Below are 24,811 nucleotides of genomic sequence, written 5' to 3'. Positions count from 1 at the left end.
CCTTGTGCCGCGAAAGGGCCGCAACGCGGCCCAATGGCCCCGGAGAAACAACATGACTACAAAAATCATCACCAGCGACAGCGAAGCCCTGAATGTCGCCGAGGACATCGCCCAGCAACTGCGCCGCGACAGCGCCCTGCGCGATCGCGAGCGCCGCCTGCCCCACGCCGAACTCGAGCTGTTCACCCGCTCCGGCTTGTGGGCCATCAGCGTGCCGAAGGCCTTTGGCGGCGCCGGCGTGTCCAACGTCACCCTGGCCAAGGTCATCGCCCGTATCGCCCAGGCCGACGGCTCGCTGGGACAGATCCCGCAAAACCATTTCTACGGCCTGGAAGTGCTGCGGGTAAACGGCAGCCCCGAACAGCAACAGCGCCTGTACGCCGAAGTACTCGCCGGCCGCCGCTTCGGCAATGCCCTGGCCGAGCTGGGCACCAAGACCGCCAATGAGCGCACCACCCGCCTGAGCCGAGACGGCGAGGGCTTTCGCATCAACGGCCGCAAGTTCTATTCCACCGGCGCCATCTACGCCCAGCGCATTCCCACCTCGGTCGTCGACGACCAAGGCGTACAGCAGCTGGCGTTCGTCCCGGCCGACAGCCAGGGCCTGCAGGTGATCGACGACTGGAGCGGCTTCGGCCAACGCACCACCGGCAGCGGTTCGGTGGTGTTCGACAACGTGTATGTCAGCGCCGCCGACGTGGTGCCGTTCCAGAGCGCTTTCGAGCGCCCCACCCCGGTTGGGCCGCTGGCGCAAATCCTCCATGCCGCCATCGACACCGGCATCGCCCGCGCCGCCTATGAAGACGCCCTGCACTTCGTGCGCACACGCAGCCGCCCGTGGGTCGACTCCGGCCTGGACAAGGCCACGGATGACCCGCTGACGCTGAAGAGCTTCGGTCACCTGGCGATCCGCCTGCATGCCGCCGAAGCCCTGCTGGAGCGCGCCGGCGAATACCTCGACCGCGCCCGCGACGACAGCACCGCCGACAACGTGGCCGCCGCCTCCATTGCCGTGGCCGAAGCGCGGGCCATCAGCACCGAGATTTCCCTCGCCGCCGGCACCGCCCTGTTCGAACTGGGCGGCAGCCAGGCAACGCTTGCCGAGCACAACCTCGACCGCCACTGGCGCAACGCCCGCGTGCACACCCTGCACGACCCGGTGCGCTGGAAGTATCACGCGATTGGCAACTACTACCTCAACGATGCCAACCCACCACGCCGGGGGACCATCTGATGGCCAGACAGATTCTGCTCAATGCCTTCAACATGAACTGCATCGGGCACATCAACCACGGCCTGTGGACCCACCCACGAGACACCTCGACCCAGTACAAGTCCCTGGAGTACTGGACCAACCTGGCGCGCCTGCTGGAGCGCGGCCTGTTCGACGGGCTGTTCATCGCCGACATCGTCGGCACCTACGACATCTACGGCCAGTCGCTGGACGTCACCCTCAAGGAGTCGATCCAGCTGCCGGTCAACGACCCACTGCTGCTGGTTTCGGCCATGGCTGCGGTCACCCGCCACCTGGGGTTCGGCCTTACCGCCAACCTCACCTACGAGGCGCCGTACCTGTTCGCCCGGCGCCTTTCCACCCTCGACCATCTGAGCAATGGCCGGGTGGGCTGGAACATCGTCACCGGCTACCTGGACAGCGCAGCCCGGGCCATGGGCCTGGCACAGCAGCCGGAGCATGACCGCCGCTATGACCAGGCCGACGAATACCTGCAAGTGCTTTACAAGCTGCTGGAAGGCAGCTGGGCCGACGACGCCGTGGTCGCAGACCGCGAGCAGCGTGTGTATGCCCAGCCCGACAAGGTGCGCAAGGTCAGCCACCACGGCGAGTTCTACAACGTCGAGGGCTATCACCTGAGCGAACCCTCACCGCAACGCACCCCGGTACTGTTCCAGGCCGGCAGCTCGCAGCGTGGCCTGGCGTTCGCCGGCAACCATGCCGAATGCGTGTTCATCAGCGGCCAGGACAAGGCCGCTACCCGCGCCCAGGTCGACAAGGTGCGCGCTGCCGCCCAGGCCGCCGGGCGCGACCCGCAAGCGGTCAAAGTGTTCATGGGCATCACGGTGATCGTCGCCGCCACCGAGCAAGCGGCCCAGGCCAAGCATGCCGAGTACCTAGGCCATGCAAGCCCCGAGGCCGGCGTCGCGCACTTCGCCGCATCCACCGGCATCGACTTTGCGGCCTACGGGCTGGACGAGCCGATTGGCTTCAGCCAGGGCAATGCCATCCAGTCCGCCACGCGCCAGTTGCAGGACAACGCCTGGACCCGCCGTCGGCTGCTTGAACAGCACGCCCTGGGTGGCCGCTACGTAACCTTGGTCGGCTCACCGGAACAGGTGGCCGAACAGTTGATCGCCTGGATCGACGAAACCGGGCTGGACGGTTTCAACCTGACCCGCACCGTCACCCCGGAAAGCTTCGAGGACTTCATCGACCTGGTCATCCCGCAGTTGCAACAGCGTGGCCGCTACAAGACCGCCTACGCCGAAGGCACCCTGCGCGAGAAGTTGTTCCAGGCCGACCACCCGCACCTGCCCGCCGATCACCCGGGCTCGACCTACCGCTTTACTCCAACCCCTGCCCCGACTGGAGCCCTGCACCATGCTTGAGAAACTGTTCCGGCCCGTCGCGGCCTTTGCCCTCACCCTGGGCCTGACCGCCAGTGCCCTGGCTGCCGAACCGCTGAAGATCGGCACCACCTCGGCCTTTGCCATTCCGCTGGAAGCTGCAGTGGAGGAAGCGCACAAGCAAGGCCTGGAAGTGAAGCTGATCGAATTCAGCGACTGGATTGCGCCCAATGTCAGCCTCAACAGCGGCGACATCGACGTGAACTACTTCCAGCACATCCCGTTCCTGGAAAACGCCAAGGCTGCTGCGGGCTTCAACCTGGTGCCTTACGCCTCGGGCATCATCAACAACGTTGGCCTGTACTCGAAAAATTACAAAAGCTTCGCCGAGCTGCCTGAGGGCGCCAGCGTCGCCATCGCCAACGACCCGATCAACAGCGGCCGTGGCCTGCAACTGTTGGCCAAGGCCGGGCTGATCACCCTGAAGCCAGGCGTTGGCTACAAGGCCACCGAAGACGACATCGTCGCCAACCCGAAGAAGCTGAGAATCCTTCAGGTCGAGGCGGTTCAGCTGGTACGCGCCTACGACGACGCCGACCTGGTGCAGGGCTACCCGGCCTACATCCGCCTGGCCAACACCTTCGATGCCACCTCGGCATTGCTGTTCGACGGCCTGGAAAACAAGGAATACGTGATCCAGTTCGTCATCCGCCCGCAAAGCAAGGACGACCCACGGCTGGCCAGGTTCGTCGACATCTACCAGCACTCGCCGGTGGTGCGCGCAGCATTGGACAAAGCCCACGGCAAGCTCTACCAAGCCGGCTGGGAAGGCTGACATGAGCCAGGCCAGCGCGCTCAGGGCGCCTACACCACAACCATTGCCGCCAACGGTCAAGGAACAGGCCCTGCGCCCGGAAGTCAATGAAGCCCATGTGCGCTTCATCGGCCTGGGCAAGACCTACCCTGGCCAGACGCAACCGGCCTTGCAAGGCATCGACCTGAACATCCGCCATGGCGAGATCTTCGGCATCATCGGCCGCAGCGGTGCCGGCAAGTCTTCCCTGCTGCGCACCATCAACCGCCTGGAGCAACCCAGCCAGGGCCGGGTACTGATCGACCAGGTGGACATCGCGCCCTTCGACGAGGACCACCTGGTCGCGCTGCGCCGGCGCATCGGCATGATCTTCCAGCACTTCAACCTGATGTCGGCCAAGACCGTGTGGCAGAACGTCGAGCTGCCGTTGAAAGTGGCCGGCGTGGCCAAGGCCGAGCGCCAACGCAAGGTGCGCGAGCTCCTGGAGCTGGTCGGCTTGCAGGAGAAACACCACGTGTACCCGGCGCAACTGTCCGGCGGGCAGAAACAGCGCGTGGGCATTGCCCGGGCGCTGGTGCACGACCCCGAGATTCTGCTGTGCGACGAGGCCACCTCGGCGCTGGACCCGGAAACCACCGCTTCGATCCTTGAGTTGCTGCGCGACATCAACCAGCGCCTGGGCCTGACCATCGTGCTGATCACCCACGAAATGGCGGTGATCCGCGATATCTGCCACCGGGTGGTCGTGCTGGAGCGCGGCGAAGTGGTCGAGCAGGGCGAAGTCTGGCGGGTGTTCGGCGCACCACGCCATGAGGTCACCCGCACCCTGCTTGCACCGTTGCAGGCCAGGTTGCCTGCCGCGCTGCAAGCCAGCTTGCGGGCGAGCCCGGTTAGCCGCGACAGCGCTTTGGTACTGAAACTGACCTTGCTCGGCGAACCCGAGCTGTCTGCCCTGTTCAACGACCTGGGCGGCCGCGTGCGCCTGCTGCAGGGCGGCGTGGAAACCATCGGCGAGCATGCCTTGGGGCAACTGATCCTGTCGGTGCAACACTCGCCGCACGATACCCATCAACTGCTGGAACGTGCCCGCCGCTGGGCCGAAGACGTGGAGGTACTGGGCCATGTGGTTTGATCGCCTGCTGGAAGGCTTGCTCGATACCTTGCTGATGGTCGGCGTCTCGTCGCTGATCGCCCTGCTGGTGGGGGTGCCGATGGCGGTGCTGCTGGTCACCAGCGACAAGGGCGGAATCTTCGAGGCACCGCTGCTGAACCGGGTGCTAGGTGCCTTCGTCAACCTGTTCCGTTCGATCCCGTTCCTGATCCTGATGGTCGCGCTGATCCCCTTCACCCGCCTGGTGGTAGGCACTACCTACGGGGTGTGGGCGGCGGTGGTGCCGCTGACCATTGCCGCCACGCCGTTTTTTGCGCGGATTGCCGAGGTCAGCCTGCGCGAAGTCGACCATGGTTTGGTGGAAGCCGCACAGGCCATGGGCTGCCGGCGCTGGCACATCGTCTGGCACGTGCTGTTGCCCGAGGCGCTGCCGGGCATCGTCGGGGGTTTCACCATTACCCTGGTGACCCTGATCAACTCCTCGGCCATGGCCGGGGCAATCGGTGCCGGCGGCTTGGGGGATATCGCCTACCGGTATGGCTACCAGCGCTTTGACAGCCAGATCATGCTGACCGTGATTGCCATGCTGGTGGCGTTGGTGGCATTGATCCAGCTGGGTGGGGACCGCCTGGCGAAGGGCCTGAACAAGCGATAGACGGGGCCGCAAAGCGGCCCCAGGGTCTCAATCCCAGCGAAGATCCTCAGCCGGCACCGGCCGCCCGAACCAGTACCCCTGACCCAGCTGACACTGCTCCAGCAGCAGGAAGCTGGCCTGCTCCGCCTGCTCGATGCCCTCGGCATGCACCTGCATGCCCATGCTGCGTGCCAGGGCAATGATTACCCGCACGATCGCGATGTCATCCTCATCCAGAGGCAACCCGGCCACGAAGCCCTGATCGATCTTCAGCTTCTGCACCGGCAAACGCTTGAGCCGCAGCAACGACGAATACCCGGTGCCAAAGTCGTCGATGGCCAGGGTCACCCCCAGCTCGCGTAGACGATGCAGTTGCTCCAGCGCCACTTCCGGGTCTTCCATCACCGCGCTTTCGGTCACTTCCAACTCCAGCAGGGCCGGAGCCAGGCCAGTCTCGTGCAGCACCTCGGCCACCTGCCGGTACAGTTCATGCTGGCCAAACAGGCGGCTGGAAATGTTCACTGCCACAAACGCCAGCTGCCGGCCTTCGGCCTGCCACTGCACCATTTGCCGACAGGCCTGGCGCAGCACCCAGGTGTCAATTTCGGCAATCAGCCCGGTGCGCTCGGCAATCGGGATGAACTCCCCCGGCGGCACCAGGCCCCGCTGGGGGTGCTGCCAGCGTACCAGTGTCTCGACCCCTACCTGTCGGCCTGTCGCCAGGTCATGTACCGGCTGGAAGTAGGCCCGCAGCTCATTCTGCTCCAGTGCCCGGCGCAGCTCACCGGCGGTCTCGACCCGGTGCTGGGCGTGAGCGGTCAGCTCTTCGGTGTACAGCGCATAGCAGGCACGCCCGTTGCTTTTGGCCTTGTACAACGCCGCATCGGCATTACGCAGCAACTGCTCGGCGCTCAAGGCGTCGCTGGGGAACAGGCTGATACCGACGCTGGCACTGATGAACAGGCGATTATCCTCGAACACGAACGGCTCGCGCATGCGTTCGATAATGCACTGCGCCAGCTTGCCCGCCTGGCCGACCTGCTGGCAGTTCTCGGCCAGCACACCGAACTCGTCGCCACCCAGGCGTGCCAGGGTCACGCCATTGCCCAGCACCTCGCCCAGGCGCTCGCCCACCAGCTTTAGCAACTGGTCACCGATGGTGTGGCCCAGGCCGTCGTTGATACTCTGGAAATGGTCCAGGTCCAACAGCAGCAGGGCACAACCGCGCTTGTTGGCCTGGGCGGCCGCCAGGGCCTGCTCGACCCGGTCGGTGAACAGCAGGCGGTTGGGCAGGCCGGTCAGCGGGTCGTGGTGCGCCAGGTAGGCCAGCTCCTGTTCCGAATGCTTGATCGCACTGATGTCACTGAACACCGCTACGTAATGGCTCAGCTCACCGTCGTCATCGCGGATGGCGCAGATGGTCTGCCATTGCGGGTAGATTTCGCCGCTTTTGCGCCGGTTCCAGATTTCGCCGCTCCATTCGCCCTGCTCGGCCAGGGTGGCAAAGATCTGCTGGTAGAACGCCTGGCCGTGGCGGCCCGATTTGAACTTGCTCGGGCGATGGCCGATCACCTCGTCCTGCTGGTAGCCGGTGATGCGCATGAAGGCACGGTTCACGTGCACGATCAGGCCTTGGCGGTCGGTAACCAGTACCCCTTCGAGGGTACTGTCGAACACCGCAGCGGCCATTCGCAGCCGCTCGCGGTCCTCGCAGCGCAAGCGCGCACCGACACCGATGAAGTTCAGCAGCCGCACGCGCGACACATAGATCAGCACGGCACTGAACAACACCCACAGCACCACATTGATCTGCCGCCCCACGGTCAGTGCCAGGGGGTCGTCAGTCATGCCGTGCAGCATCACCTCGGCGAGCGCCAGCCAGAGGATCGAGAGCACCACATACAGCGCAGCCATGCGCAAGGCGTCGCGAACGGAAACAGACATGTCGGGTGGGATTGCCCATCAGAAAAGAATGGCGATTATAAAGGTTATGCTGCTCTGTGGGAGCGGGCATGCCCGCGAAGACGGCAACTCGGCGCATGGCACCGGCGTTGCCGGTGTTCGCGGGCACGCCCGCTCCCACATGGATGGCCTGAAATATCGCGTCGTCAGCTTTGGCTGGTTTTATTTCCCTGCCAAGGGATAATCACCCCCTCCTCCTGCATTCCGAGGGTTTTTACACCTATGTGGTACTACGGCCTGCTCGACTTGTCGGCCTGGCAACTGGTCGGCATCACCTTGTTGATGACCCACGTGACCATCGTCAGCGTCACGGTCTACCTGCATCGCTACTCCGCGCACCGGGCCCTGGAGCTCAATGGCGCGCTCAAGCACTTCTTCCGCTTCTGGCTGTGGCTGACCACGGCACAGAACACCCGCGAATGGACCGCCATCCACCGCAAGCACCACGCCAAGTGCGAAACCCCCGACGACCCGCACAGCCCGGTGCACAAGGGCCTGGGAACGGTGCTGCGCAAGGGCGCCGAACTCTACCGCGAAGAGGCACGCAACCCCGAAACCCTGCGCATCTACGGCAAGAACTGCCCGGATGACTGGATCGAGCGCAACCTCTACTCGCGCTACAAGCTGGGTGGCATCGCCTTGATGGCCGTGATCGACCTGCTGCTGTTTGGCACCATCGGCATCACCATCTGGGCGGTGCAGATGATGTGGATCCCGTTCTGGGCTGCCGGCGTGGTCAATGGCCTGGGCCACGCGCTCGGCTATCGCAACTTCGAATGCCGCGACGCTGCCACCAACCTGGTGCCGTGGGGCATCGTCATCGGCGGCGAAGAGCTGCACAACAACCACCACACCTACCCCAACTCGGCCAAGCTTTCAGTCAAGCGCTGGGAGTTCGACATGGGCTGGGCCTGGATACGCCTCTTCTGCCTGTTGCGCCTGGCCAAGGTGCAGCGCGTGGCGCCGATTGCCCACCGTGTGGCGGGCAAGGCCAGCCTGGACATGGACACTGCCATGGCCATCCTCAACAACCGCTTCCAGATCATGGCCCAGTACCGCAAGCTGGTGATCGGCCCGCTGGTGAAACAGGAACTGGCCCGCGTCGATGCGTCGGTGCGTCACCACTTCCGCCGTGCCAAACGCCTGCTCTCGCGCGAAACCAGCTTGCTGGAAGACCGCCACCATGTGCGTATCGAGTCCATGCTTGCCCATAGCCAGGCGCTGAAGACCATTTACGAAAAGCGCCTGGCCCTGCAGCAGATCTGGGCGCGCACCAGCGCCAACGGCCACGACATGCTGTCTGCCATGAAGGACTGGATACACGAGGCCGAAACCAGCGGCATCCACGCCCTGCGCGACTTCGCGGCGCAGCTCAAGACCTACTCCCTGCGCCCCACCGGCGCCTGACCGCCGTTGATCGGCACGCCCCATTGCGGTGCGTGCCGTTCGGAACTTAGCCACCTCGACGCCACTCAAATCTGGGACATCGCCCGCGTGGCGGGCCGGATGCTGGCCGCACGCTTTTACGTCGAGACCCGCTTCGTGCACATGGCCAAGAACATTCCAATAACATTGCCCGGCACCTCACCTCCCGAAGCCGCCCAGACTTTACTGGCGCTACTCCACGCCCAAGGCGAGGTTGCCCGCCTGAGTGAGCGCGACCAGCTGTTCAGCTCGTTGCTCGACAGCGTCAATGCGGTGCTCTGGGCCTTCGATTGGGAAACCCGCCAGGTGCTGTACGTCAGCCCCGCCTACGAGCGCATCTTCGGCCGCCCGGTGAGCCTGGTGCTGGCCGACTACAACGAATGGCGCGACAGCATTTACCCCGACGACCTGGAGTTCGCCGAGCGCAGCCTGGCCCAGGTGCTGATCAAGGGCGCGGTGGAGGACCGCGAATACCGTATTCTCAATGCCGACGGCCAAGTGCGCTGGCTGAGCGACAAGTGCTACATCAACCAGCAGCGCGAGGACGACCGGGTGATCATCGTCGGCATTGCCGAAGACATCACCGAGAAAAAGCAGCTTGAAAGCGAGTTGCAACGCCTGGCCACCACCGACGTGCTGACCCAGAGCAGCAACCGCCGGCACTTCTTCGAATGCGCCCAGCAGGCCTTCGACACTGCCCGCGAAGACGGTACGCCGCTGGCCTTCCTGTTGCTGGATATCGATGATTTCAAAGTCATCAACGACAGCTATGGCCACCAGGAAGGCGACCAGGTGCTGCAACGCATCGCCGACAGCGGCAAGGCCGTGCTACGCCGTGGCGACTTGTTCGGGCGCATTGGCGGTGAGGAGTTTGCCGCGATATTCCCGGGTTGCGATGCGCAGATGGCGGAACAGGTTGCCGATCGCCTGCAGCGGGAAATCCAGCGCTTAAGTTTCAACCACGGCGAACAGACATACGGGGTGACAGTGAGCCAGGGGCTGACCGGGCTGACCGAGGAAGATGTGGCACTGGACAGCCTGTATGCCCGGGCCGATGCGGCGATGTACCAGGCCAAGCGGCAGGGCAAGAACCAGATCGTCCGCGGCTGACTGCTTTACCCACAACTCAAAGGCTAGCGCGATTTGTGTGGGAGCGCCCTTTCGCGACACAAGGCCGCTCCCACAAAGCCCGCGTTCAGCCTGAAGTCGCATCCTCAGGCGGTTTTATCTCCGGGTTATCCACCTTGCGCAGCCGTTTCAGCTCCGGCAGGCCCAGCTTCAGCAAGCGCGCGGTCTTGCCACTGGCCACTTTCTCCAGCCCCTGCTCGGCCGGCAGCCGCGATAGCTGCCCGGCCAGGTTCATCGCCAGGATCTCCCGCGAATACACGCCACCGCCCAGCTGGTAGATCGCCGCGATCAACTCGCGCAATGCCAGCGGCAAGCGCCAGCGCGTGCGTAGCGCCGAACCGAACGCCGCACCAAACTCATCCAGCGATTGCTGCACGTTGCGTTCGTCCAGCTCGCCCCCGGCCAACCGCCACTCTTGCAGGCAGCGCAACACCGCCAGGTCGCCCAGGCAATGCAGCAACCCCGCGCAATAGCAGCGCCCTTCGTCCAGCTCGAGCATGCGCGCCAAGGTACGGCCATATTCGGCCGTATGCAGGGAAAGGTCCCAGTAGCCGGCTGCGTGCTGCGCCAGCAACGGGTCGCTGAGCCGTGCACTGCGCTTGAGGGTCATGCCCAGAATCAGGTTCATGCTCTGGGTACTGCCAAGCTTGTTCAGGGCCTGCAGCAACGTTTGCACCGGTGCTTCACGGTGCAGCGCGGCGCTGTTGGCAGCCGCGATCAACACGGCGGTAACCTGAGGGTCGCTACGCACTTCCTCTTCGAGCACCTTCAGGTTCAGGCCCTGAGGGTTGAGCGCCCGCTTTATCGCCACCTGCACATCGGCCAACAGCGGCCCGCCATCGGCGGTAGCACGGCGCTGCTCCAGGTATGCGGGTAGGCTGGCACCTGCCTGCAAGGCCGGCACCGGGCAGGCGATTTCTTCGCCAACGGCCACCAACAACTCTTCCAGGCGCTTGCGCAGGTTGTCCAGGTTCAGTGGTTTGCTCAGGTAGGCGGTGGGGTGCAGGGGCAACACCTCGTGCACACTGGCGCTGTCGCTGCGGTTGCTCATGAGGATGAACGGCAACCCCGGCCCTTTGGCGCGCACCTTGCGCAACAGGTCCAGGCCATCGACACCGGCCAGCTCGCGGGCGGCGATAATCAGGTCTGGCTTGCTGGACAGTGCGCTGAGTGCCTGCGCCCCATCGGCGCATACCTGCAGGCGGGCATCGCAGCGCACGCTGAGCAGCATCTCGCTGAGCATGTCACGCACCCAAGGGTCGCCTTCGACAATCAGTACGCTGGGTGGGGTGGGGTCTACAGCGCTCATCGCCAACTACTCCTGAATAGCCTGACACACATTCCGTCGCAGCTTCCAAAGCAAATCCTCCGCTAACCATAGCGCCCCATGGCTTTTCTGGGCACAAAAAAAACCCGCCGAAGCGGGTTTTTTCAGAAGCACATCACATCAAGCGAGTTCAGCGAAGCACTCTTCGATGATGGCCAGGCCTTTGTCCAGCAGTGCGTCTTCGGCAGTCAGCGGTACCAGGATACGCAGAACGTTGCCGTAGGTGCCGCAGGACAGCAGGATCAGACCCTTGTCGCGTGCCTTGGCAACAACCTGGCCAACAGCAGCAGCGTTCGGGGTGTGAGTGCCTTTCTCGAAGACTTCAACAGCAATCATCGAGCCCAGACCACGGACGTCGCCGATGATCGGGTACTTCTTCTGGATTTCGCGCAGGCCAGTGGTCAGGCGCTCACCTACAGCCTTGCTGCGGTCCAGCAGTTTTTCTTCTTCGAATACTTCGATCACAGCCAGGGCCGCAGCGCACGCGATCGGCGAACCGGCGTAGGTGCCGCCCAGGCCGCCCGGCGCGATGGCGTCCATGTACTCGGCCTTGCCGCACACACCGGCCAGCGGGAAGCCGCCAGCGATGGATTTGGCGAAGGTGGTCAGGTCAGGCGCAACGCCCATCTGTTCCATGGCGAAGAAGGTACCGGTACGGCCAGCGCCAGTCTGTACTTCGTCGGCGATCAGCAGGATGCCGTGCTGGTCGCACAGGGCGCGCAGGCGCTTCATCAGCTCTTTCGGCGCTGGCAGGAAGCCGCCTTCGCCTTGTACTGGCTCAAGGATGATCGCAGCGATGTCTTTAGGCTCGGCGTCGTTCTTGAAGATACGCTCGACCGAAGCGATTGCTTCGTCAACGCTCACACCGTGCAGCTCGTTCGGGAACAGCGCACGGAACACGCCGCCTGGCATCAGGCCCATGCCAGCGGAGTACGGAACGACCTTGCCGGTCAGGCCCAGGGTCATCATGGTACGGCCGTGGTAAGCGCCGGTGAAGGCGATGACGCCAGCACGGCCAGTGGCGGCACGGGCGATCTTGACGGCGTTTTCAACGGCTTCGGAGCCGGTGGTGACCAGCAGGGTCTTCTTGTCGAAGTCACCTGGTACCAGCTTGTTGATCTTTTCGCACAGCTCTACGTAGGGTTCGTAGGCCAGCACCTGGAAGCAGGTGTGGCTGACTTTGGTCAGCTGCTCTTGCACGGCTGCAACCACTTTCGGGTGCAGGTGGCCGGTGTTCAGTACTGCGATGCCGCCGGCGAAGTCGATCAGTTCGCGGCCTTCAACGTCGATCACGGTCGAGTTCTTCGCGGTGTCGACGAAGATCGGGTGGATCTGGCCAACGCCACGTGGGACGGCAGCTACACGACGTTGCATCAAGGATTCGTTGGTCTTGCTCATAATGCCCTCATTGCGCCGACAGGAATGGCGCTTTTATTCGGGGGTGGCTGGGAGTGCTCGCGCACAGTATTCGTTGATCGACTGCCGTAAACGCCCTGGCCACCAGGTACTGCGATGTAAAAAAGGCCAGCGAGACGTCGCTCTCGCGCCCCGCTGGCAGAGGTAAAGCCTTTACCGTGCTATCAGACGCTGATGCACAGGTATTTGATTTCGAGGTAGTCCTCGATACCGTATTTGGAACCTTCGCGGCCCAGGCCCGAAGCCTTGATGCCACCGAACGGTGCCACTTCGTTGGAAATCAGGCCGGTGTTGATACCCACCATGCCGTATTCCAGGGCTTCGGCAACACGGAACACACGGCTCATGTCGCGGGCGTAGAAGTACGAAGCCAGGCCGAACTCGGTGTCGTTGGACATGGCGATGACTTCGGCTTCGTCTTTGAAGCGGAACAGCGGCGCCAGTGGGCCGAAGGTTTCTTCCTTGGCGACAGCAGCAGTCTTCGGTACGTCAACCAGGATGGTCGGCTCGAAGAAGTTGCCTTCGATCAGCTTGCCACCGGACAGCACCTTGGCGCCTTTGGAGACGGCGTCTTCGATGTGTTCCTGAACCTTGGCGACAGCTTTACCGTCGATCAGCGGGCCAGTGGTGGTGCCGTCTTCCAGGCCGTTACCGATCTTCAGCTTGGCAACTGCAGCGGCCAGCTTCTGGGCGAACGCGTCGTAGACACCGTCCTGCACGTAGATACGGTTGGCGCAGACGCAGGTCTGGCCATTGTTACGGTACTTGGAGATGATCGCGCCCTCGACCGCCTTGTCCAGGTCGGCGTCGTCGAACACGATGAACGGGGCGTTGCCACCCAGCTCCAGGGAAACCTTCTTGATGTCCTTGGCGCATTCCTGCATCAGCTGGCGACCGATTTCAGTCGAACCGGTGAAGGACAGCTTGCGTACCAGGGAGTTGCCGGTCAGTTCGCCGCCAACTTCGCCAGCGCTGCCGGTAACGACGCTCAGCACGCCAGCCGGGATACCGGCACGGTGTGCCAGCTCGACCAGGGCCAGGGCGGAGTAAGGGGTTTGCGATGCAGGCTTGAGCACCATGGTGCAGCCAGCGGCCAGGGCCGGGCCGGCTTTACGGGTGATCATGGCAGCCGGGAAGTTCCACGGGGTAATGGCCGCGGTAACGCCGATTGGCTGCTTGATGACGATCAGGCGCTTGTCTGGCTGGTGGCCCGGGATGGTGTCACCGTAGACACGCTTGGCTTCTTCGGCGAACCACTCGATGAACGAGGCGGCATAGGCGATTTCGCCCTTGGCTTCGGCCAGTGGCTTGCCTTGTTCGGTGGTCATCAGGCGAGCCAGGTCGTCCTGGTTCTCGATCATCAGTTCGAACCAGCGACGCAGCTTGGCCGAACGCTCTTTGGCGGTCAGTGCACGCCAGGCCGGCAGGGCCTTGTCGGCGGCTTCGATGGCGCGGCGAGTTTCCGCGGTGCCCATCTTCGGCACGGTACCGATGACTTCACCGGTGGCCGGGTTGGTCACCTTGATGGTCTGGCCGTTGTCCGCATCCAGCCACTCACCATTGATATAGGCTTGCTGGCGGAACAACTGAGCGTCTTTGAGCTGCATGTCGGCTTCCCGAATTGTTGATTGTTGAAAAGCGCCCAAGGCAGGGCATCGAGCGTTTGAAATCTCAAACGAATGCTAAGCGGCTGCTGGGGTGTTGGACAATAGGCTGTTCGAAAAAAAGAACGAATGGTTGAACAGTCCATCTGAAATCGCCCTGAATACGGCCGCTTCAGGGTAGACGATCAAGCAGAAGGAAATGTGAAAGGGGGAATGGTTGCCGTGAAATTTTCAGCGCCTATGAAAACGAGCGCCGCGCGGGCGGCGCGCGATGTACGCATCAACACAAAATTTACGTCAGGCCAACCAAGCTCAGCGTGCCTTTGCCAGTCAGCCAGGCGGTGCGCTGGGTCCACGAGCTAAGGCCGGAGCTGATTGCATTGTGAATGACCGGCGACAATTTCAGTGCTGACACAAGCCCTGTAGCAGCAGCCTTTTGCTGCGAAGAGGGCATTGCAGCTGAAGATAATCTTTAGCCTTACCGGCCTCTTCGGAGCACAAGGCTGCTCCTACAAGGGCATGCGGTAGCCTGAGGGATCAGCTTCACTTGCTGACCAGGTCACGCAAGTAAGCCCAGGGGTAGATCCCGCGCTCATGCCCATCGCTGAACACCAGTTGCACGCCATACCCCTGCGAGGTAATCCGCTGTACACGCACATCGTCGCGCACCAGGCTGATCACGCCGGACAGGCGAGCCGCACGGCATTGTGAGCAAGGGCAAGCACCGCGCAAACGGGTATGGCTGAGGCTGTGTTCGCCGTCTTCCCATCGCAGTACCAACTGCCCTGGCCCGCGCAAGTTGCGAATAGCTTGCGGGGCGTTCATCAGGCAGCCCCGCGCAGTTGCGCCAAGGCAATCCGCACAGCCTTGCGCACCTCAGGATCGCTGTCGGCCTCGGCGGCCTGCAGCACCGGCAAGGCACGCGCCTGGCCCAGCTCGCCCAGCGCCAGCGCCGCCTCCTTGCGCAGGTTGGCGATGCCATGGCCAAGCAACGCGCCAAGCGCGTCCAGTGCAGCGGCATAGCGCAGCCGCCCCAGTGAACGTGCTGCCCGCAGGCGGACCTGCCAGAAGTCATCGGCAAGGGCATCCACCAGCGCCGGGCCTGCTTGGTCCTGACCGACTTTGCCTAACGTGGTGGCGGCTTCCTCGCGCACTTGCCAGGCCTGGTCAGTCAATGCCGCCACCAACGCAGGCAACACCGAGTTGTCGCGGGCAAGGCCCAGCGCGCCGATGGCCGCGCGGCGCACCTCGGTGTCCGGCTCGGCCTCGGCGAGCGCTGCCAGAGCCAGCAACGCCGGCTGGTGCTTGAGCCAGCCAAGAATGCCCACTGCCTCACGCCGCACGGCGGCGTCGTCATCGGCCAGCGCCAGCAGCGCAGGGTCGGCGGCATCCTCCAGGCGCAGCTCGCGCAAGGCTCGCAGGGCACTGGCGCGGACGAAGGCATCGGCGTGTTTGACCCATGGCAGGATCAGCTGGCCGGCCTCAAGGCTCTTGAGTTCGCTGAGGCTCTGTGCAGCTGCCAGGCGTACAGGCTCGGCGGCATCGGCCAGTGCAGCGCACAGGGCTTGCACAACTTCGGGCTCTTCCCAGGCCTCAAGCAGGCGCGCGGCCTCGGCACGCACCTCGTCGGCGGCGTCCACCAGCAGGGCATCGGTGAGCCAAGGCAAGCCATCCGGGTCTTCCAGGTCGGCCAGCTCGATCAGGGCGATGCGGCGCACGCCAGCGTCTGTGGCATCAAGACGGGGCAACAGGGCAAGAATGTCGGGGTTGTCGGTCGTTCGGTCAGTCATAGCGCGATCCGTAGCGGTGGGTGGTCAGTGTCCGGCAGGCCCAGCGAGGTCAGGCGCGGCAGTTCGCGGCCTTCCTCGTGGCGCAGCAACGCCAGGCAGTGACGCTTGAGGTGAGTGAATTCAGGGCTGGTCAGCAGGCTGGCGCGGCGCGGGCGCGCAAAGTCCAGGCGCAGGTCTTCGATGAAGCGACCGGGGCGCGGGCTCATCACCAGGATGCGATCGGCGAGGAACAGCGCTTCGTCGATATCGTGGGTGACGAAGACTACGGTGGTTCGGATGCTGGCCCAGATATCCAGCAACAGCTCCTGCATCCGAGCACGGGTTTGCGCGTCCAGTGCGCCGAAAGGTTCGTCCATCAGCAAGAGCCGTGGGCGGTTGATCAGCACCCTGGCAATTTCGGCCCGCTGCTGCATACCGCCGGACAGCTGGTTGGGCCAGCGCCCGGCAAAGTCGGCCAGCCCCACCAGTTGCAGCATTTCGCGAGCCTGCCGGTGACGTTCGGCGCGCCCAGGCCCTGCATCTTCAGGCCGAAGGCCACGTTGTCGAGCACGCTACGCCAGGGCAGCAAGGTGTGGTGCTGGAACACCATGCCACGCTGTGGTGACGGCCCGGCAACGGGCTGGCTGTCCACGTTCAGCTGGCCGCTGCTGGGCACCAGGTGGCCGGCCAGGGCGCCGAGCAACGTCGACTTGCCACAACCGGAGGGGCCGAGGATGCAAACGAACTCGCCCGGCTCCACGGCAAAGTCCAGCCGCTGCACCGCCTCGAACGCTTCGCTGCCGTGCCCCAGGCGAATCGACAGGCCACGACCATTGATACGCCCCGGCGCCTGTTGATAACTGTTCATCAACTGGCCCTCCGCGTGCGGTACCACGGCGTGGCCAGCGCCCCCAGGTGCTTGACCAGGGCGCTGCTGCCCATGCCCAGCACGCCGATCAGCAGCATGCCGACGATGATGTCCGGGTAGTTTTGCAAGGTGTAGGACTCCCAGGTGTAGTAGCCGATGCCGAACTGCCCGGAAATCATCTCGGCAGTGACCAGGCAGAACCATGACGTACCCATGCCGATGGCAAGGCCGGTGACGATGCTCGGCAACGCCCCAGGCAACACCACTTCGCGCAGGATCGCCCAGCGCCCGGCACCGAGGCTGCGCGCCGATGCCACCAGGCGCGGGTCGACGGCCTCGACGCCATGCACGGTGTTGAGCAGGATGGGGAACAACGCACCGGTGAAGGTGATGAACACCATCGACAGTTCCGACGACGGGAACATCAGGATTGCCAGCGGGATCCACGCCACCGCCGGAATCGGCCGCAGCACCTCCAGCGGCGGCAGCAGGGTATCTTCAGCCCATTTCAAGCGGCCGATCAGCAACCCCAGGGCCACGCCAACCAGTGCCGCATTGGCATAACCGGCAAATACCCGCGACAGGCTGCTGCCCAGGTGCGCCAGCAGGGTGCTGGAGGTCAGCAACTGCCAGGCAGCGTCCAGCACCGCCCTGGGTGTGGGGACATAGGTGAACGTCAGCAAACCAAGGTCCAGTTTCACGTTTGCCGCCACCTGCCAGAACAGCAGGCAGGCCAGCAGCGACGCCAGGCGCAGCGGCCAGCGCTTGAGGTTGCGGGTCATGTCGGTGCCTCCCGGTCAGCGCTGGGCGACCAGCTTCTGGTTGGCGCTGACGAAGTCCAGCGCCTCGCCACCATGGGCCTTGGCATACAGCTCGGCCTGGTCCTTGAGCAGGAACGCCGCCAGTTCGCCTTTACCGTTGCGCACGAACCAGGCCTGGTTTGCCAGCAACTTGATGCCGCTGTCGGCGGCCTGGGCGTAGATGGCGCGGATGTCCTTGCCCTCCTGCTCCAGCTGGGCCAAGGCACCAAGGGCGGCCTCCGGCGAAGCGTAGTGGAGGACCTTGTCTTCACCGCGCACCCAGATCTGCGCCAGGCGGCTGAAGTCGGTGATCGGTTTGCCGGTCAGCGCGTCATTGGCCTTGAGTGGCAGCGGGTCGTAGTCTTTCAGCGCCTTGTCGTAGTCCAGGCCAGCCTCTTTGAAGGCGGCACGGATGTACTGGTCGTCGATGAACTTGTCGGTGTCCAGGCCACGGTCGGTCTTTTTCAGCAGCTTGAGCGTATCGATGGATGTAGCCACTGCCTGGCGGTATTCAGGCTTCCAGGTCAGGTCGCGGGTCTGCAGGCCGAGCGGGCCGTGGAACAGGTAATTGACCTCGGCTTCGATCCCCGTGACCTTCTCGATCAACTCGCTGTACTTTTCAGGCTGCGCAGCGATCAGGCGGTCGGCTTCAAGGCTGGCGCGCAGATAGGCGGTGACCACTTCCGGGTACTTCTTCGCGTAGTCGGCATCGACCAGGGCACCATGGAAGGTCGGTGCGTTGGCCTGGGCGCCATCGTAGATCTTGCGAGCGAAGCCGCGGTTGGGGAACAACTCGGCGAACGGCACGAAGTCGGCGTGGGCTTCGATGCGGTTGCTGCGCAGGGCGGAGCCGGCGATTTCCGGCGCCTGGGCGATGATTCGCACATCCTTCTGCGGGTCCCAGCCCTGAGCGGCGACTGCGCGCAACAGCATGCCGTGGGCAGTGGAGGCGAACGGCACCGAAATGGTCTTGCCCTTGAGCTCCGCCAGCGACTGCACGCTGGAGGCGGCGGGCACGACGATGCCGTTGCCGCTGCCATGCACGCTGCCCGACAGCACACTGATGAACAGGCTGCGCTTGCCGGCATCCAGATGGGCAACGCCGTTGAACGACCCCGGGAAGTCGGCCATTGCGCCGAAGTCGAGTTTGCCGGCGACCATTTCGTTGGTCAGCGGCGCACCGCTGGTGAAGTTCTTCCACTCGACCTGGTAGGTGGCGTCCTTGTACTTGCCGTCGTGCGGCAGGTACTTGTCCAGCAGGCCCAGCTCACGGATCAGCAGGCCACCGGTGGCGCAGTTGATGGTGGTGTCCTGGGTGCCGATGGCGATGCGGATGGTTTCGGCGCTGGCGTTCAGGCCAGTGAGCGCCAGCGCGAGGCCGGCCACGGTTGCAACAAGGCGCATGGGTGTTTCCCCTCGAATCGTTATAAGAGTTGGCGTCGTCTCCGCCGCCCGGCTTGGGTGGTGGGAAACGAGGGGCACAGCAGGAGGGCGTCCGGTGGTTCGCCGGATGGCAGGATGAATCAGCGAAGCAGGTACGGGATGTCGACCTTCACCGCACCGGTGGGGCAGTCCTTCTCGCAGGGCATGCAGTACCAGCATTCGTCGAAAGCCATGTAGGCCTTCTGCGTGGCCGGGTTGATCGCCAGCAGGTCCATGGGGCAAACCTCGACACACACGGTGCAGCCTTTTTCGGCGATGCATTTGTCTTCGTCGATGGTGACCGCGGCGCTGCTGCGGAAGAAGATTTCTTGCGGCTGGTAGGCCATTTCACGGAGTCCTTGGGGCCTGTGGCCCTCGTTCTGTTTTTTGCAGAGGCTGATGGCCTCATCGCCGGCAAGCCAGCTCCCACAGGAGGGTGCAGACTTCACCGCCGATGCAGTACCTGTGGGAGCTGGCTTGCCGGCGATTGGGCTGCAAAGCAGCCCCATTCAGGCTGCATCAGCCTTCACTCGCAACCGGTCATAGGCGGTCTGTTCATCGGCATCCAGGGCGATCAGGTAGGGTTCGACGGCCTTCCTGAAACTGGTCATTTCACCGTTCTCGCCCTTTTTCAGGTGGCAATGGCAAAACCACTCGCTATCGTTGCGCTCAGGGAAGTCCACCCGGTGGTGGTACAGGCCCCAGCGGCTTTCCTCGCGGAACAACGAGGCCCGCGCCGCCATCTCGGCGCAATCGCGAATCACTGACACTTCCATCGCACGCATCAGTTCATGAGGGTTGCTGGCCTTCATCTGCTCCAGATCACGCTCGATCTCGGCAAAGCGCGCCAGGCCGATTTCCATCTTCTTGGTCACCTTCGGCGGCTGCAGGTAGTCGTTGACCATGCGCCTGAGCTTGTACTCGACCTGGGCTGGCGGCAGGCCATGCTCACGCTGCAGCGGGGCAAACACCCGCGCGCGCTCGCGCTCGACTTGCTCGGCATCGACCTCGGCAAGTTCGCGCCCGGCCACGTAATGCGCGGCGTTCACACCGGCAAACCAGCCATAGGTAAAGGCGCCGAGCATGTAGTTGTGCGGGACCGCAGCCATGTCGCCAGCGGCATAAAGCCCTTTGACGCTGGTCTCGGCCTTTTCATTGACCCACACCCCCGACGCCGAATGCCCGGAGCAGAAACCGATCTCGGAGATATGCATCTCGACCATGTGCTGGCGGTAGTCGGTGCCACGCCCGGCGTGAAACTGGCCACGGCTGGGGCGCTCGTTGCTGTGCAGGATCTCTTCGATGTTCTGGATGGTCTCTTCGGCCAAGTGGTCCAGTTTGAGGAACACCGGGCCATTGCCGCCTTCGAGCTCCTGGTGGAACTCCCACATCATCTGGCCGCTCCAGTAGTCGCACTCGATGAAGCGCTCGCCCTTGCTGTTGGCGGTGTATCCACCCAGCGGGCCGGTGACGTAGGCACAGGCCGGGCCGTTGTAGTCCTTGATCAGCGGGTTGATCTGGAAGCACTCGAGGTTGGCCAGCTCGGCGCCCGCATGGTAGGCCATGGCGTAGCCGTCACCGGCGTTGGTCGGGTTCTCGTAGGTGCCCATCAAATAGCCTGACGAGGGCAGGCCCAGGCGCCCGGCGGCGCCGCAGGCAAGGATTACCGCCTTGGCCCGTACCACCCGAAACTCGCCGCTGCGGCAATCGAAGCCCAGCACACCCGCCGCGGCGCCTTCGCCATCAAGCAGCACACGGGTGCAGACCATACGGTTGCTGATCTCTACCCGGGCACGCTTGAGCTGGCGGTACAACACCTTCTTGATGTCGTGGCCTTCGGGCATGGGCAGCACGTAGGCGCCCATGTGGTGAACTTTCTTCACCGCGTAGTCGCCGGTTTCGTCCTTCTCGAACTTCACGCCCCAGCGGTCGAGTTGCTCGATGGTTTCAAAGCTGTGGGTTGCGTAGGCATGCACGGTGGCCTGGTTGACGATGCCGTCATTGGCCACGGTGATTTCCTTGGTGTACTGCTCGGGGGTGGCGTGGCCGGGGATGATGGCGTTGTTCAAGCCGTCCATGCCCATACTGATGGCACCGCTGCGCTTGACGTTGGCCTTGTCCAGCAGCAGCACGCGCAGGCTTTTGTCCTGCTCCTTGGCCTTGATCGCCGCCATCGGCCCGGCCGTGCCGCCACCGATGATGATGATGTCGTAGTCCTGGGTCTGGATGCTCATGCCTTGCCCCCTTTCTGGCGATCAATGCGCAGGCGGTACTGGAAGGCATCGCCGCGGTAGTAAAGGTGTTCGAAGTCCAGCGGCGTGCCGTCGGCAGCATGGGTCAGGCGCTCGATGCGCATGATCGGCGAGCCTTCTTCAACATCCAGCGCCTGGGTCAGGTCGCTGTCGGCCAGTACCGCATCGATGGCCAGGTCGGCGTGGCCAAGGGCGATGCCGCAGTCGTTTTCCAGCAGCAGGAAGATGTCGCGGGTGACCAGGTCGGCCTTCTCCAGTTTTTCGCCGACAGCCTTGGGCAGCCAGGTCAGCTCAAGCGACACCGGCTCGCGGTTGATCAGGCGCACCCGGCGGATCTCGGTGACCAGGCTACCCTCCTGGACCTGCAGCCGAGCGGCAACCAATGCGTTGGCCGGCACATGGCGGAAGCTGCGCAGGCGGTTGATCACTTCGTAGCCCATCTGCGTCATCGACTCGCCCAGGCCCTGCAAGGTACTGACGTTCTGGAACGCCTTGGGCTTGGCGACGAACGTGCCTTTGCCGTGGATCTTGAAGATCAGCCCTTCCTTCTGCAGGTCGCCCAGCGCCTGGCGCACGGTGATGCGGCTGACATCGAAGGCCTTGCCCAGTTCGCTTTCCGAGGGCATGCGGCTATGCGGTGGATAAGTGCCGTCGAGGATGCGCTCGCGCAGCAGTTCCTTGAGCTGGGTATAGAGCGGTACCGGGGACAGGGGGAGCAGTTCGGCCATGGGATCTCTTCGCTGATCGATGACTTGTTATAACAAGTTGTGACCAGAGGATAGAGGGCATAAGAAGGGTGTGGGAAATATTGATATCGCATATGGATAGATAAATTTGCGCAGGCCGGTGGCCCGCAAAAGCCGCCTGCGCAAAAAGAGGAAAAAGGCCACAGATCAAGGCGATGGACGTCAACGACACAGATGGGTATCATGCGTGCGCGTTGCACTCGTAGCTCAGCTGGATAGAGTACTGCCCTCCGAAGGCAGGGGTCGTGGGTTCGAATCCCGCCGAGTGCGCCATATCAAAAAAGCCCTGGGAGATCTCCCGGGGCTTTTTCGTTTATTCCGCGTGCCCTTCTATCAACTGGCCGGCACGCCTGTCACCGTGCAGCGCCATGTACCTGGCCAGTTCGCCCAGACGCTTGTCCAGCGCCTGCAGCAGCCTGTCGCGCGTGCTGTTCACTTCGTTGGCGTTGAAAATACCGGGCTCTTTCAAGTACAGCTGAAACTGCTGGTTGATCTCTCTCGGCGAGAGGGTCACGAAGTTTTGCCCGGCGTTATGGTTGTACAGCGCCACCATCTGCCCCATGTCCTGATTGGCGTTGCGCACAAACGCCATGCTCACATACTGCCCAGGGCGCAGGCGCACGCCGTTGTTGTTCAGCTGGAAACACGCCTCGGTGCCATTCTCCAGGCGCACCCAGAACTCGTGCTCCTGAACATTGTGCGCAGTGACCTGCATTGTCGATGAGCTGCTACCGGTATGACCCGTGCCCTGCCACATGTGGCCACCGGTGGTGCGGTGCGAGTGGTAGGCGTCCAAGTGCGTCTGGTTGCGCTTTTCGCTTTCCAGCACCTCGCCGTTACGCACAAAAAACATCAACTGCCGCTCAAAATGGTTGAACGGTTCCTCGACGAAATTGACGTCTTCCGGGGTTAGGGTGATGTCATACATGGTGCGGATCATTTCCGCGCGCGCCGCCTTGTCGCGCTTGGCCTGCTCTTGCAGCTGGGCACGACGCTGCTTGGCATCGTCAATCGCCTTCAGGGCCTGGGCCTTGAGCAACGGCGTTTTCTCTTGCGCGTAGCCTGCGGCCTTGTCACTGGCTTCCTTGATCAAGGGCGCGGCTTTCTGCCCGGCCTCCACCGCCAGGTCCTTGGCCTTTTCCAACGCCTGGGCGGCCTTGGCGGCCAGCTCCGGGTTGGCATCGTAGGCCTTTTTCTTCAGGTCATCCCAAAGGCTCATGCTCTTCGTGCTCCATTCGTCGATGATGAGTTGCCGATGCCGTTGATCGGACCAGGCGGAGTGTAACCGGATAAAACGTCCTTTGACGTCAAAAAGCCATCCATATGAATTGACGAAAAAAGCACTTTGCCATTAGTGTGGCTCGGTTTTTCGGTATTGTTTAATGGATACCGAATGGATTCGGCTAATAGACTAGGTAGGTCTACAAGGATGCGCGGAGTATTACTACGCAGCGGTAGAAGTGAGCACTTCACCGCATTGGGCGAGACTGGCCAACCCGTCTATCGCGCTGCTTTGCAGATTCGCGAAGCGATTCGGCGCAAGTACCCGGAGCACACGGAGCTGATCGAACACCTGGCCATCCCGCAGAGCGATGAGCAGGGCCGCACCATCGATTGGTACAGCGACCGCCCAGGCGATGTAATCCCCTGGAGCAGCGCCACCGAGGAAGAACGCGCGCCAGCACGTGCGCAGCTCGAGGTGTTGCAAACCAAGATCAACGCCCTGAGCAACACCTTGCTTGGCCTGGACGCCAACGGCCAACCCTCGGCAACGGCCAGAAAGGCCGCCGAAGGTGATAACGCGGTGTTCGGCAAGCTGCTGACCTGTGTCGTGCCCTTCCCTGACGAAAACTTCGTCTACCTGGTCGATGGCCGCCCTGTACTGACCTTCTGGGGCTTCATCCATGCCGGTGCCGAGCGCAGCCGACAGCCCCTGCACTGCCTGTATCCGCGCACCGCACCCATCGCCGAACCCGTGGCCACGCCGACGGTTCCCCCAGCCGCGCCCATTGCGCCGGCAGCAGCAGCGGTAGCGCCAGCCGCTGCCGTCGCGCGCCTGCCGTGGTGGCGCAACTGGCGCTGGCTGCTGCCCTTGCTGTTGCTGCTGGCGCTGCTGCTCCTGCTGTTGTTCGGGCTGCGCGGCTGCATCCCTGGGGTAAACCTTTCCGGTCCAGGCATCCCGGACTTTGGCCGCGATACCTCTGCATCAAACCACTACCAAGCCCAAGTGCCTACACAATCGTCGGGCATTGCTGGCGCTGCGAACGGTGCAACGGGTGTAGCTGGCCCGGACGTGGCGGTGAGCACCGGCAACCCGGCGAGCCTGCCGGGCGGCGCAGCCGATGCAGGCGGTGCCGCGCCACAAGGCGATAGCCAAGCGCCGTCGGACAATGCCGACACCCCTGCGCAGGGCAAGCCAGAAACACCGCCAGCGCCGGAGCAACCGCCAGCGCCAGAGCCAGAGCAAGCATCCGACACACCACCGCCAGGCGGGCCCGAGGCATCAACGCCAGGGAACACGCCCCCTGCGCCACCACAGCTGGCCGATGAGCAAGCGCAAACCAGCGCTCAGCCGCCGCAACCTGATGACTTGAGCATTCCGCCAGATGCGGCCGACGGCAACGCGGACTTCCTCAACGGCAACTGGGCGGGTGCAGGCATTCAAGAAGCCGGCACTGGCAAACCCCTGCGCCTGAAGTACGACTTCCAGAACGGCAAGGGCCAGGCCACGGTCACCCGCCCGGACAACGTGCAGTGCCATGCGCCAGTTGCCGCAGCCATGCAAGGCGGCCTGTTGTCGATCAACAGTTCCGGCCAGGCCGCCTGCGCCGATGGCAGCAGCTATGACCTGCCGCAAGTGGGTTGCAAAGCCAACGCCAACGGCGCTGCCGATTGCAACGCCAACTACGGTGCCAAAGGCTTCGACATTCAAATGAAAAAAGCCGGCTAA

General features: G+C 63.4%; 21 protein-coding genes, 1 tRNA gene and 1 pseudogene. 10 read left to right on the top strand and 13 right to left on the bottom strand.

The genetic code is table 11. From position 1 onward, the window contains the following. The first annotated feature begins 52 nt into the window (after positions 1-52). Genes E8E78_RS01180 through E8E78_RS01160 form a run of 5 tightly spaced genes read left to right on the top strand, consistent with a single transcriptional unit; the run spans position 53 to position 5,163 of the window. Complete coding sequence (locus E8E78_RS01180; RefSeq protein WP_049274601.1) at positions 53-1,234, top strand: SfnB family sulfur acquisition oxidoreductase; 1,182 nt, start codon at positions 53-55, stop codon at positions 1,232-1,234. Next, the gene (locus E8E78_RS01175) at positions 1,234-2,625 is read left to right on the top strand and encodes an LLM class flavin-dependent oxidoreductase (protein ID WP_049274602.1); all 1,392 of its coding nucleotides are present in this window, start codon (positions 1,234-1,236) and stop codon (positions 2,623-2,625) included. Before E8E78_RS01180 ends, E8E78_RS01175 begins: the two co-directional genes overlap by 1 nt. Continuing rightward, positions 2,618-3,418, top strand: coding sequence for a MetQ/NlpA family ABC transporter substrate-binding protein (locus tag E8E78_RS01170; RefSeq protein ID WP_049274603.1), 801 nt, complete (start codon positions 2,618-2,620; stop codon positions 3,416-3,418). Before E8E78_RS01175 ends, E8E78_RS01170 begins: the two co-directional genes overlap by 8 nt. 1 nt (position 3,419) lies before the next feature. Continuing rightward, entirely contained in the window at positions 3,420-4,529 is a 1,110-nt protein-coding gene (locus E8E78_RS01165; RefSeq protein WP_049274604.1) for an ATP-binding cassette domain-containing protein, read from the top strand. Continuing rightward, positions 4,519-5,163 (top strand): methionine ABC transporter permease, encoded by a 645-nt coding sequence (locus E8E78_RS01160; protein WP_008096606.1) that lies wholly within the window; start codon positions 4,519-4,521, stop codon positions 5,161-5,163. The genes E8E78_RS01165 and E8E78_RS01160 overlap by 11 nt, the downstream gene beginning before the upstream one ends. A 27-nt stretch (positions 5,164-5,190) precedes the next feature. Here the strand turns inward: E8E78_RS01160 and dibA are convergent, their stop codons facing one another. Further along, a complete protein-coding gene (dibA, locus tag E8E78_RS01155) occupies positions 5,191-7,086 on the bottom strand; it encodes a phosphodiesterase DibA (protein ID WP_049274605.1) in 1,896 nt (631 codons plus the stop codon). Here dibA and E8E78_RS01150 point away from each other — a divergent pair. From E8E78_RS01150 to E8E78_RS01140, 3 genes are all read left to right on the top strand, one after another. After that, the gene (locus E8E78_RS01150) at positions 7,085-7,288 is read left to right on the top strand and encodes a hypothetical protein (protein WP_049274606.1); all 204 of its coding nucleotides are present in this window, start codon (positions 7,085-7,087) and stop codon (positions 7,286-7,288) included. The genes dibA and E8E78_RS01150 overlap by 2 nt on opposite strands. Before the next feature lie 38 nt (positions 7,289-7,326). Continuing rightward, positions 7,327-8,511, top strand: a complete 1,185-nt coding sequence (desA, locus tag E8E78_RS01145; protein ID WP_016497528.1) for a delta-9 fatty acid desaturase DesA — start codon at positions 7,327-7,329, stop codon at positions 8,509-8,511. 99 nt (positions 8,512-8,610) lie between these two features. Further along, entirely contained in the window at positions 8,611-9,639 is a 1,029-nt protein-coding gene (locus tag E8E78_RS01140; RefSeq protein WP_049274608.1) for a sensor domain-containing diguanylate cyclase, read from the top strand. Between the two features lie 85 nt (positions 9,640-9,724). Here E8E78_RS01140 and E8E78_RS01135 read toward each other — a convergent pair whose 3' ends face one another. The 11 genes and pseudogenes from E8E78_RS01135 to E8E78_RS01085 all read right to left on the bottom strand — a co-directional run bounded on the left by E8E78_RS01135 (position 9,725) and on the right by E8E78_RS01085 (position 21,843). After that, complete coding sequence (locus E8E78_RS01135) at positions 9,725-10,966, bottom strand: response regulator (RefSeq protein ID WP_049274609.1); 1,242 nt, start codon at positions 10,964-10,966, stop codon at positions 9,725-9,727. A 138-nt stretch (positions 10,967-11,104) separates the two neighbouring features. After that, complete coding sequence (gene gabT / locus E8E78_RS01130; RefSeq protein ID WP_016497525.1) at positions 11,105-12,382, bottom strand: 4-aminobutyrate--2-oxoglutarate transaminase; 1,278 nt, start codon at positions 12,380-12,382, stop codon at positions 11,105-11,107. A 182-nt stretch (positions 12,383-12,564) separates the two neighbouring features. Beyond that, positions 12,565-14,007 carry an NADP-dependent succinate-semialdehyde dehydrogenase gene (gene gabD, locus E8E78_RS01125; RefSeq protein ID WP_016484375.1) on the bottom strand — a complete coding sequence of 481 codons (1,443 nt, stop codon included), beginning with the start codon at positions 14,005-14,007 and terminating at the stop codon, positions 12,565-12,567. A 540-nt stretch (positions 14,008-14,547) separates the two neighbouring features. Beyond that, positions 14,548-14,829 carry a gamma-butyrobetaine hydroxylase-like domain-containing protein gene (locus tag E8E78_RS01120; protein WP_049274610.1) on the bottom strand — a complete coding sequence of 94 codons (282 nt, stop codon included), beginning with the start codon at positions 14,827-14,829 and terminating at the stop codon, positions 14,548-14,550. After that, positions 14,829-15,794 (bottom strand): HEAT repeat domain-containing protein, encoded by a 966-nt coding sequence (locus E8E78_RS01115; protein WP_280312401.1) that lies wholly within the window; start codon positions 15,792-15,794, stop codon positions 14,829-14,831. Before E8E78_RS01115 ends, E8E78_RS01120 begins: the two co-directional genes overlap by 1 nt. Further along, positions 15,791-16,641: pseudogene (locus E8E78_RS01110) on the bottom strand (ABC transporter ATP-binding protein). The gene E8E78_RS01115 and the pseudogene E8E78_RS01110 overlap by 4 nt, the downstream one beginning before the upstream one ends. Then, the gene (locus tag E8E78_RS01105; protein WP_280312399.1) at positions 16,641-17,423 is read right to left on the bottom strand and encodes an ABC transporter permease; all 783 of its coding nucleotides are present in this window, start codon (positions 17,421-17,423) and stop codon (positions 16,641-16,643) included. The pseudogene E8E78_RS01110 and the gene E8E78_RS01105 overlap by 1 nt, the downstream one beginning before the upstream one ends. Before the next feature lie 15 nt (positions 17,424-17,438). Further along, a complete protein-coding gene (locus E8E78_RS01100) occupies positions 17,439-18,845 on the bottom strand; it encodes an ABC transporter substrate-binding protein (RefSeq protein WP_280312397.1) in 1,407 nt (468 codons plus the stop codon). A 119-nt stretch (positions 18,846-18,964) separates the two neighbouring features. After that, positions 18,965-19,210: a ferredoxin family protein gene (locus E8E78_RS01095; protein WP_280312396.1), complete on the bottom strand. Its 246-nt coding sequence runs from the start codon at positions 19,208-19,210 to the stop codon at positions 18,965-18,967. A 162-nt stretch (positions 19,211-19,372) separates the two neighbouring features. Continuing rightward, complete coding sequence (locus tag E8E78_RS01090) at positions 19,373-21,097, bottom strand: fumarate reductase/succinate dehydrogenase flavoprotein subunit (protein WP_061202992.1); 1,725 nt, start codon at positions 21,095-21,097, stop codon at positions 19,373-19,375. Next, on the bottom strand, positions 21,094-21,843 hold the full coding sequence (locus E8E78_RS01085) for a GntR family transcriptional regulator (protein ID WP_049274617.1): 750 nt from the start codon (positions 21,841-21,843) through the stop codon (positions 21,094-21,096). The genes E8E78_RS01090 and E8E78_RS01085 overlap by 4 nt, the downstream gene beginning before the upstream one ends. Positions 21,844-22,057: 214 nt before the next feature. On the opposite strand from E8E78_RS01085, the gene E8E78_RS01080 reads away from it, so the two are divergent. After that, a tRNA-Arg gene (locus E8E78_RS01080) sits at positions 22,058-22,134 on the top strand. Between the two features lie 40 nt (positions 22,135-22,174). On the opposite strand, the gene E8E78_RS01075 is transcribed toward E8E78_RS01080, so the two are convergent. Further along, the gene (locus E8E78_RS01075; RefSeq protein ID WP_049274618.1) at positions 22,175-23,080 is read right to left on the bottom strand and encodes a hypothetical protein; all 906 of its coding nucleotides are present in this window, start codon (positions 23,078-23,080) and stop codon (positions 22,175-22,177) included. 210 nt (positions 23,081-23,290) lie between these two features. Here E8E78_RS01075 and E8E78_RS01070 point away from each other — a divergent pair, with 210 nt between their 5' ends. Then, entirely contained in the window at positions 23,291-24,811 is a 1,521-nt protein-coding gene (locus tag E8E78_RS01070) for an SrfA family protein (RefSeq protein ID WP_172439579.1), read from the top strand.

It is taken from the genome of Pseudomonas sp. BN505 (genome assembly GCF_029873175.1).
Lineage (GTDB): Bacteria > Pseudomonadota > Gammaproteobacteria > Pseudomonadales > Pseudomonadaceae > Aquipseudomonas > Aquipseudomonas putida.
This window is presented reverse-complemented; position numbering and strand designations above follow the sequence as displayed.

Excerpts from the sequence above, each read along its gene's own strand:
- E8E78_RS01070 (WP_172439579.1), top strand. The coding sequence starts at position 23,291 with ATGCGCGGAGTATTACTACGCAGCGGTAGAAGTGAGCACTTCACCGCA.
- E8E78_RS01075 (WP_049274618.1), bottom strand. The coding sequence starts at position 23,080 with ATGAGCCTTTGGGATGACCTGAAGAAAAAGGCCTACGATGCCAACCCG.
- E8E78_RS01175 (WP_049274602.1), top strand. The coding sequence starts at position 1,234 with ATGGCCAGACAGATTCTGCTCAATGCCTTCAACATGAACTGCATCGGG.
- desA (WP_016497528.1), top strand. The coding sequence starts at position 7,327 with ATGTGGTACTACGGCCTGCTCGACTTGTCGGCCTGGCAACTGGTCGGC.
- E8E78_RS01180 (WP_049274601.1), top strand. The coding sequence starts at position 53 with ATGACTACAAAAATCATCACCAGCGACAGCGAAGCCCTGAATGTCGCC.
- E8E78_RS01095 (WP_280312396.1), bottom strand. The coding sequence starts at position 19,210 with ATGGCCTACCAGCCGCAAGAAATCTTCTTCCGCAGCAGCGCCGCGGTC.
- E8E78_RS01170 (WP_049274603.1), top strand. The coding sequence starts at position 2,618 with ATGCTTGAGAAACTGTTCCGGCCCGTCGCGGCCTTTGCCCTCACCCTG.
- E8E78_RS01100 (WP_280312397.1), bottom strand. The coding sequence starts at position 18,845 with ATGCGCCTTGTTGCAACCGTGGCCGGCCTCGCGCTGGCGCTCACTGGC.
- dibA (WP_049274605.1), bottom strand. The coding sequence starts at position 7,086 with ATGTCTGTTTCCGTTCGCGACGCCTTGCGCATGGCTGCGCTGTATGTG.
- gabT (WP_016497525.1), bottom strand. The coding sequence starts at position 12,382 with ATGAGCAAGACCAACGAATCCTTGATGCAACGTCGTGTAGCTGCCGTC.
- E8E78_RS01150 (WP_049274606.1), top strand. The coding sequence starts at position 7,085 with ATGTCGGGTGGGATTGCCCATCAGAAAAGAATGGCGATTATAAAGGTT.
- E8E78_RS01120 (WP_049274610.1), bottom strand. The coding sequence starts at position 14,829 with ATGAACGCCCCGCAAGCTATTCGCAACTTGCGCGGGCCAGGGCAGTTG.
- E8E78_RS01115 (WP_280312401.1), bottom strand. The coding sequence starts at position 15,794 with ATGACTGACCGAACGACCGACAACCCCGACATTCTTGCCCTGTTGCCC.
- E8E78_RS01135 (WP_049274609.1), bottom strand. The coding sequence starts at position 10,966 with ATGAGCGCTGTAGACCCCACCCCACCCAGCGTACTGATTGTCGAAGGC.
- E8E78_RS01105 (WP_280312399.1), bottom strand. The coding sequence starts at position 17,423 with ATGACCCGCAACCTCAAGCGCTGGCCGCTGCGCCTGGCGTCGCTGCTG.
- E8E78_RS01160 (WP_008096606.1), top strand. The coding sequence starts at position 4,519 with ATGTGGTTTGATCGCCTGCTGGAAGGCTTGCTCGATACCTTGCTGATG.
- E8E78_RS01165 (WP_049274604.1), top strand. The coding sequence starts at position 3,420 with ATGAGCCAGGCCAGCGCGCTCAGGGCGCCTACACCACAACCATTGCCG.
- E8E78_RS01090 (WP_061202992.1), bottom strand. The coding sequence starts at position 21,097 with ATGAGCATCCAGACCCAGGACTACGACATCATCATCATCGGTGGCGGC.
- E8E78_RS01140 (WP_049274608.1), top strand. The coding sequence starts at position 8,611 with ATGCTGGCCGCACGCTTTTACGTCGAGACCCGCTTCGTGCACATGGCC.
- gabD (WP_016484375.1), bottom strand. The coding sequence starts at position 14,007 with ATGCAGCTCAAAGACGCTCAGTTGTTCCGCCAGCAAGCCTATATCAAT.
- E8E78_RS01085 (WP_049274617.1), bottom strand. The coding sequence starts at position 21,843 with ATGGCCGAACTGCTCCCCCTGTCCCCGGTACCGCTCTATACCCAGCTC.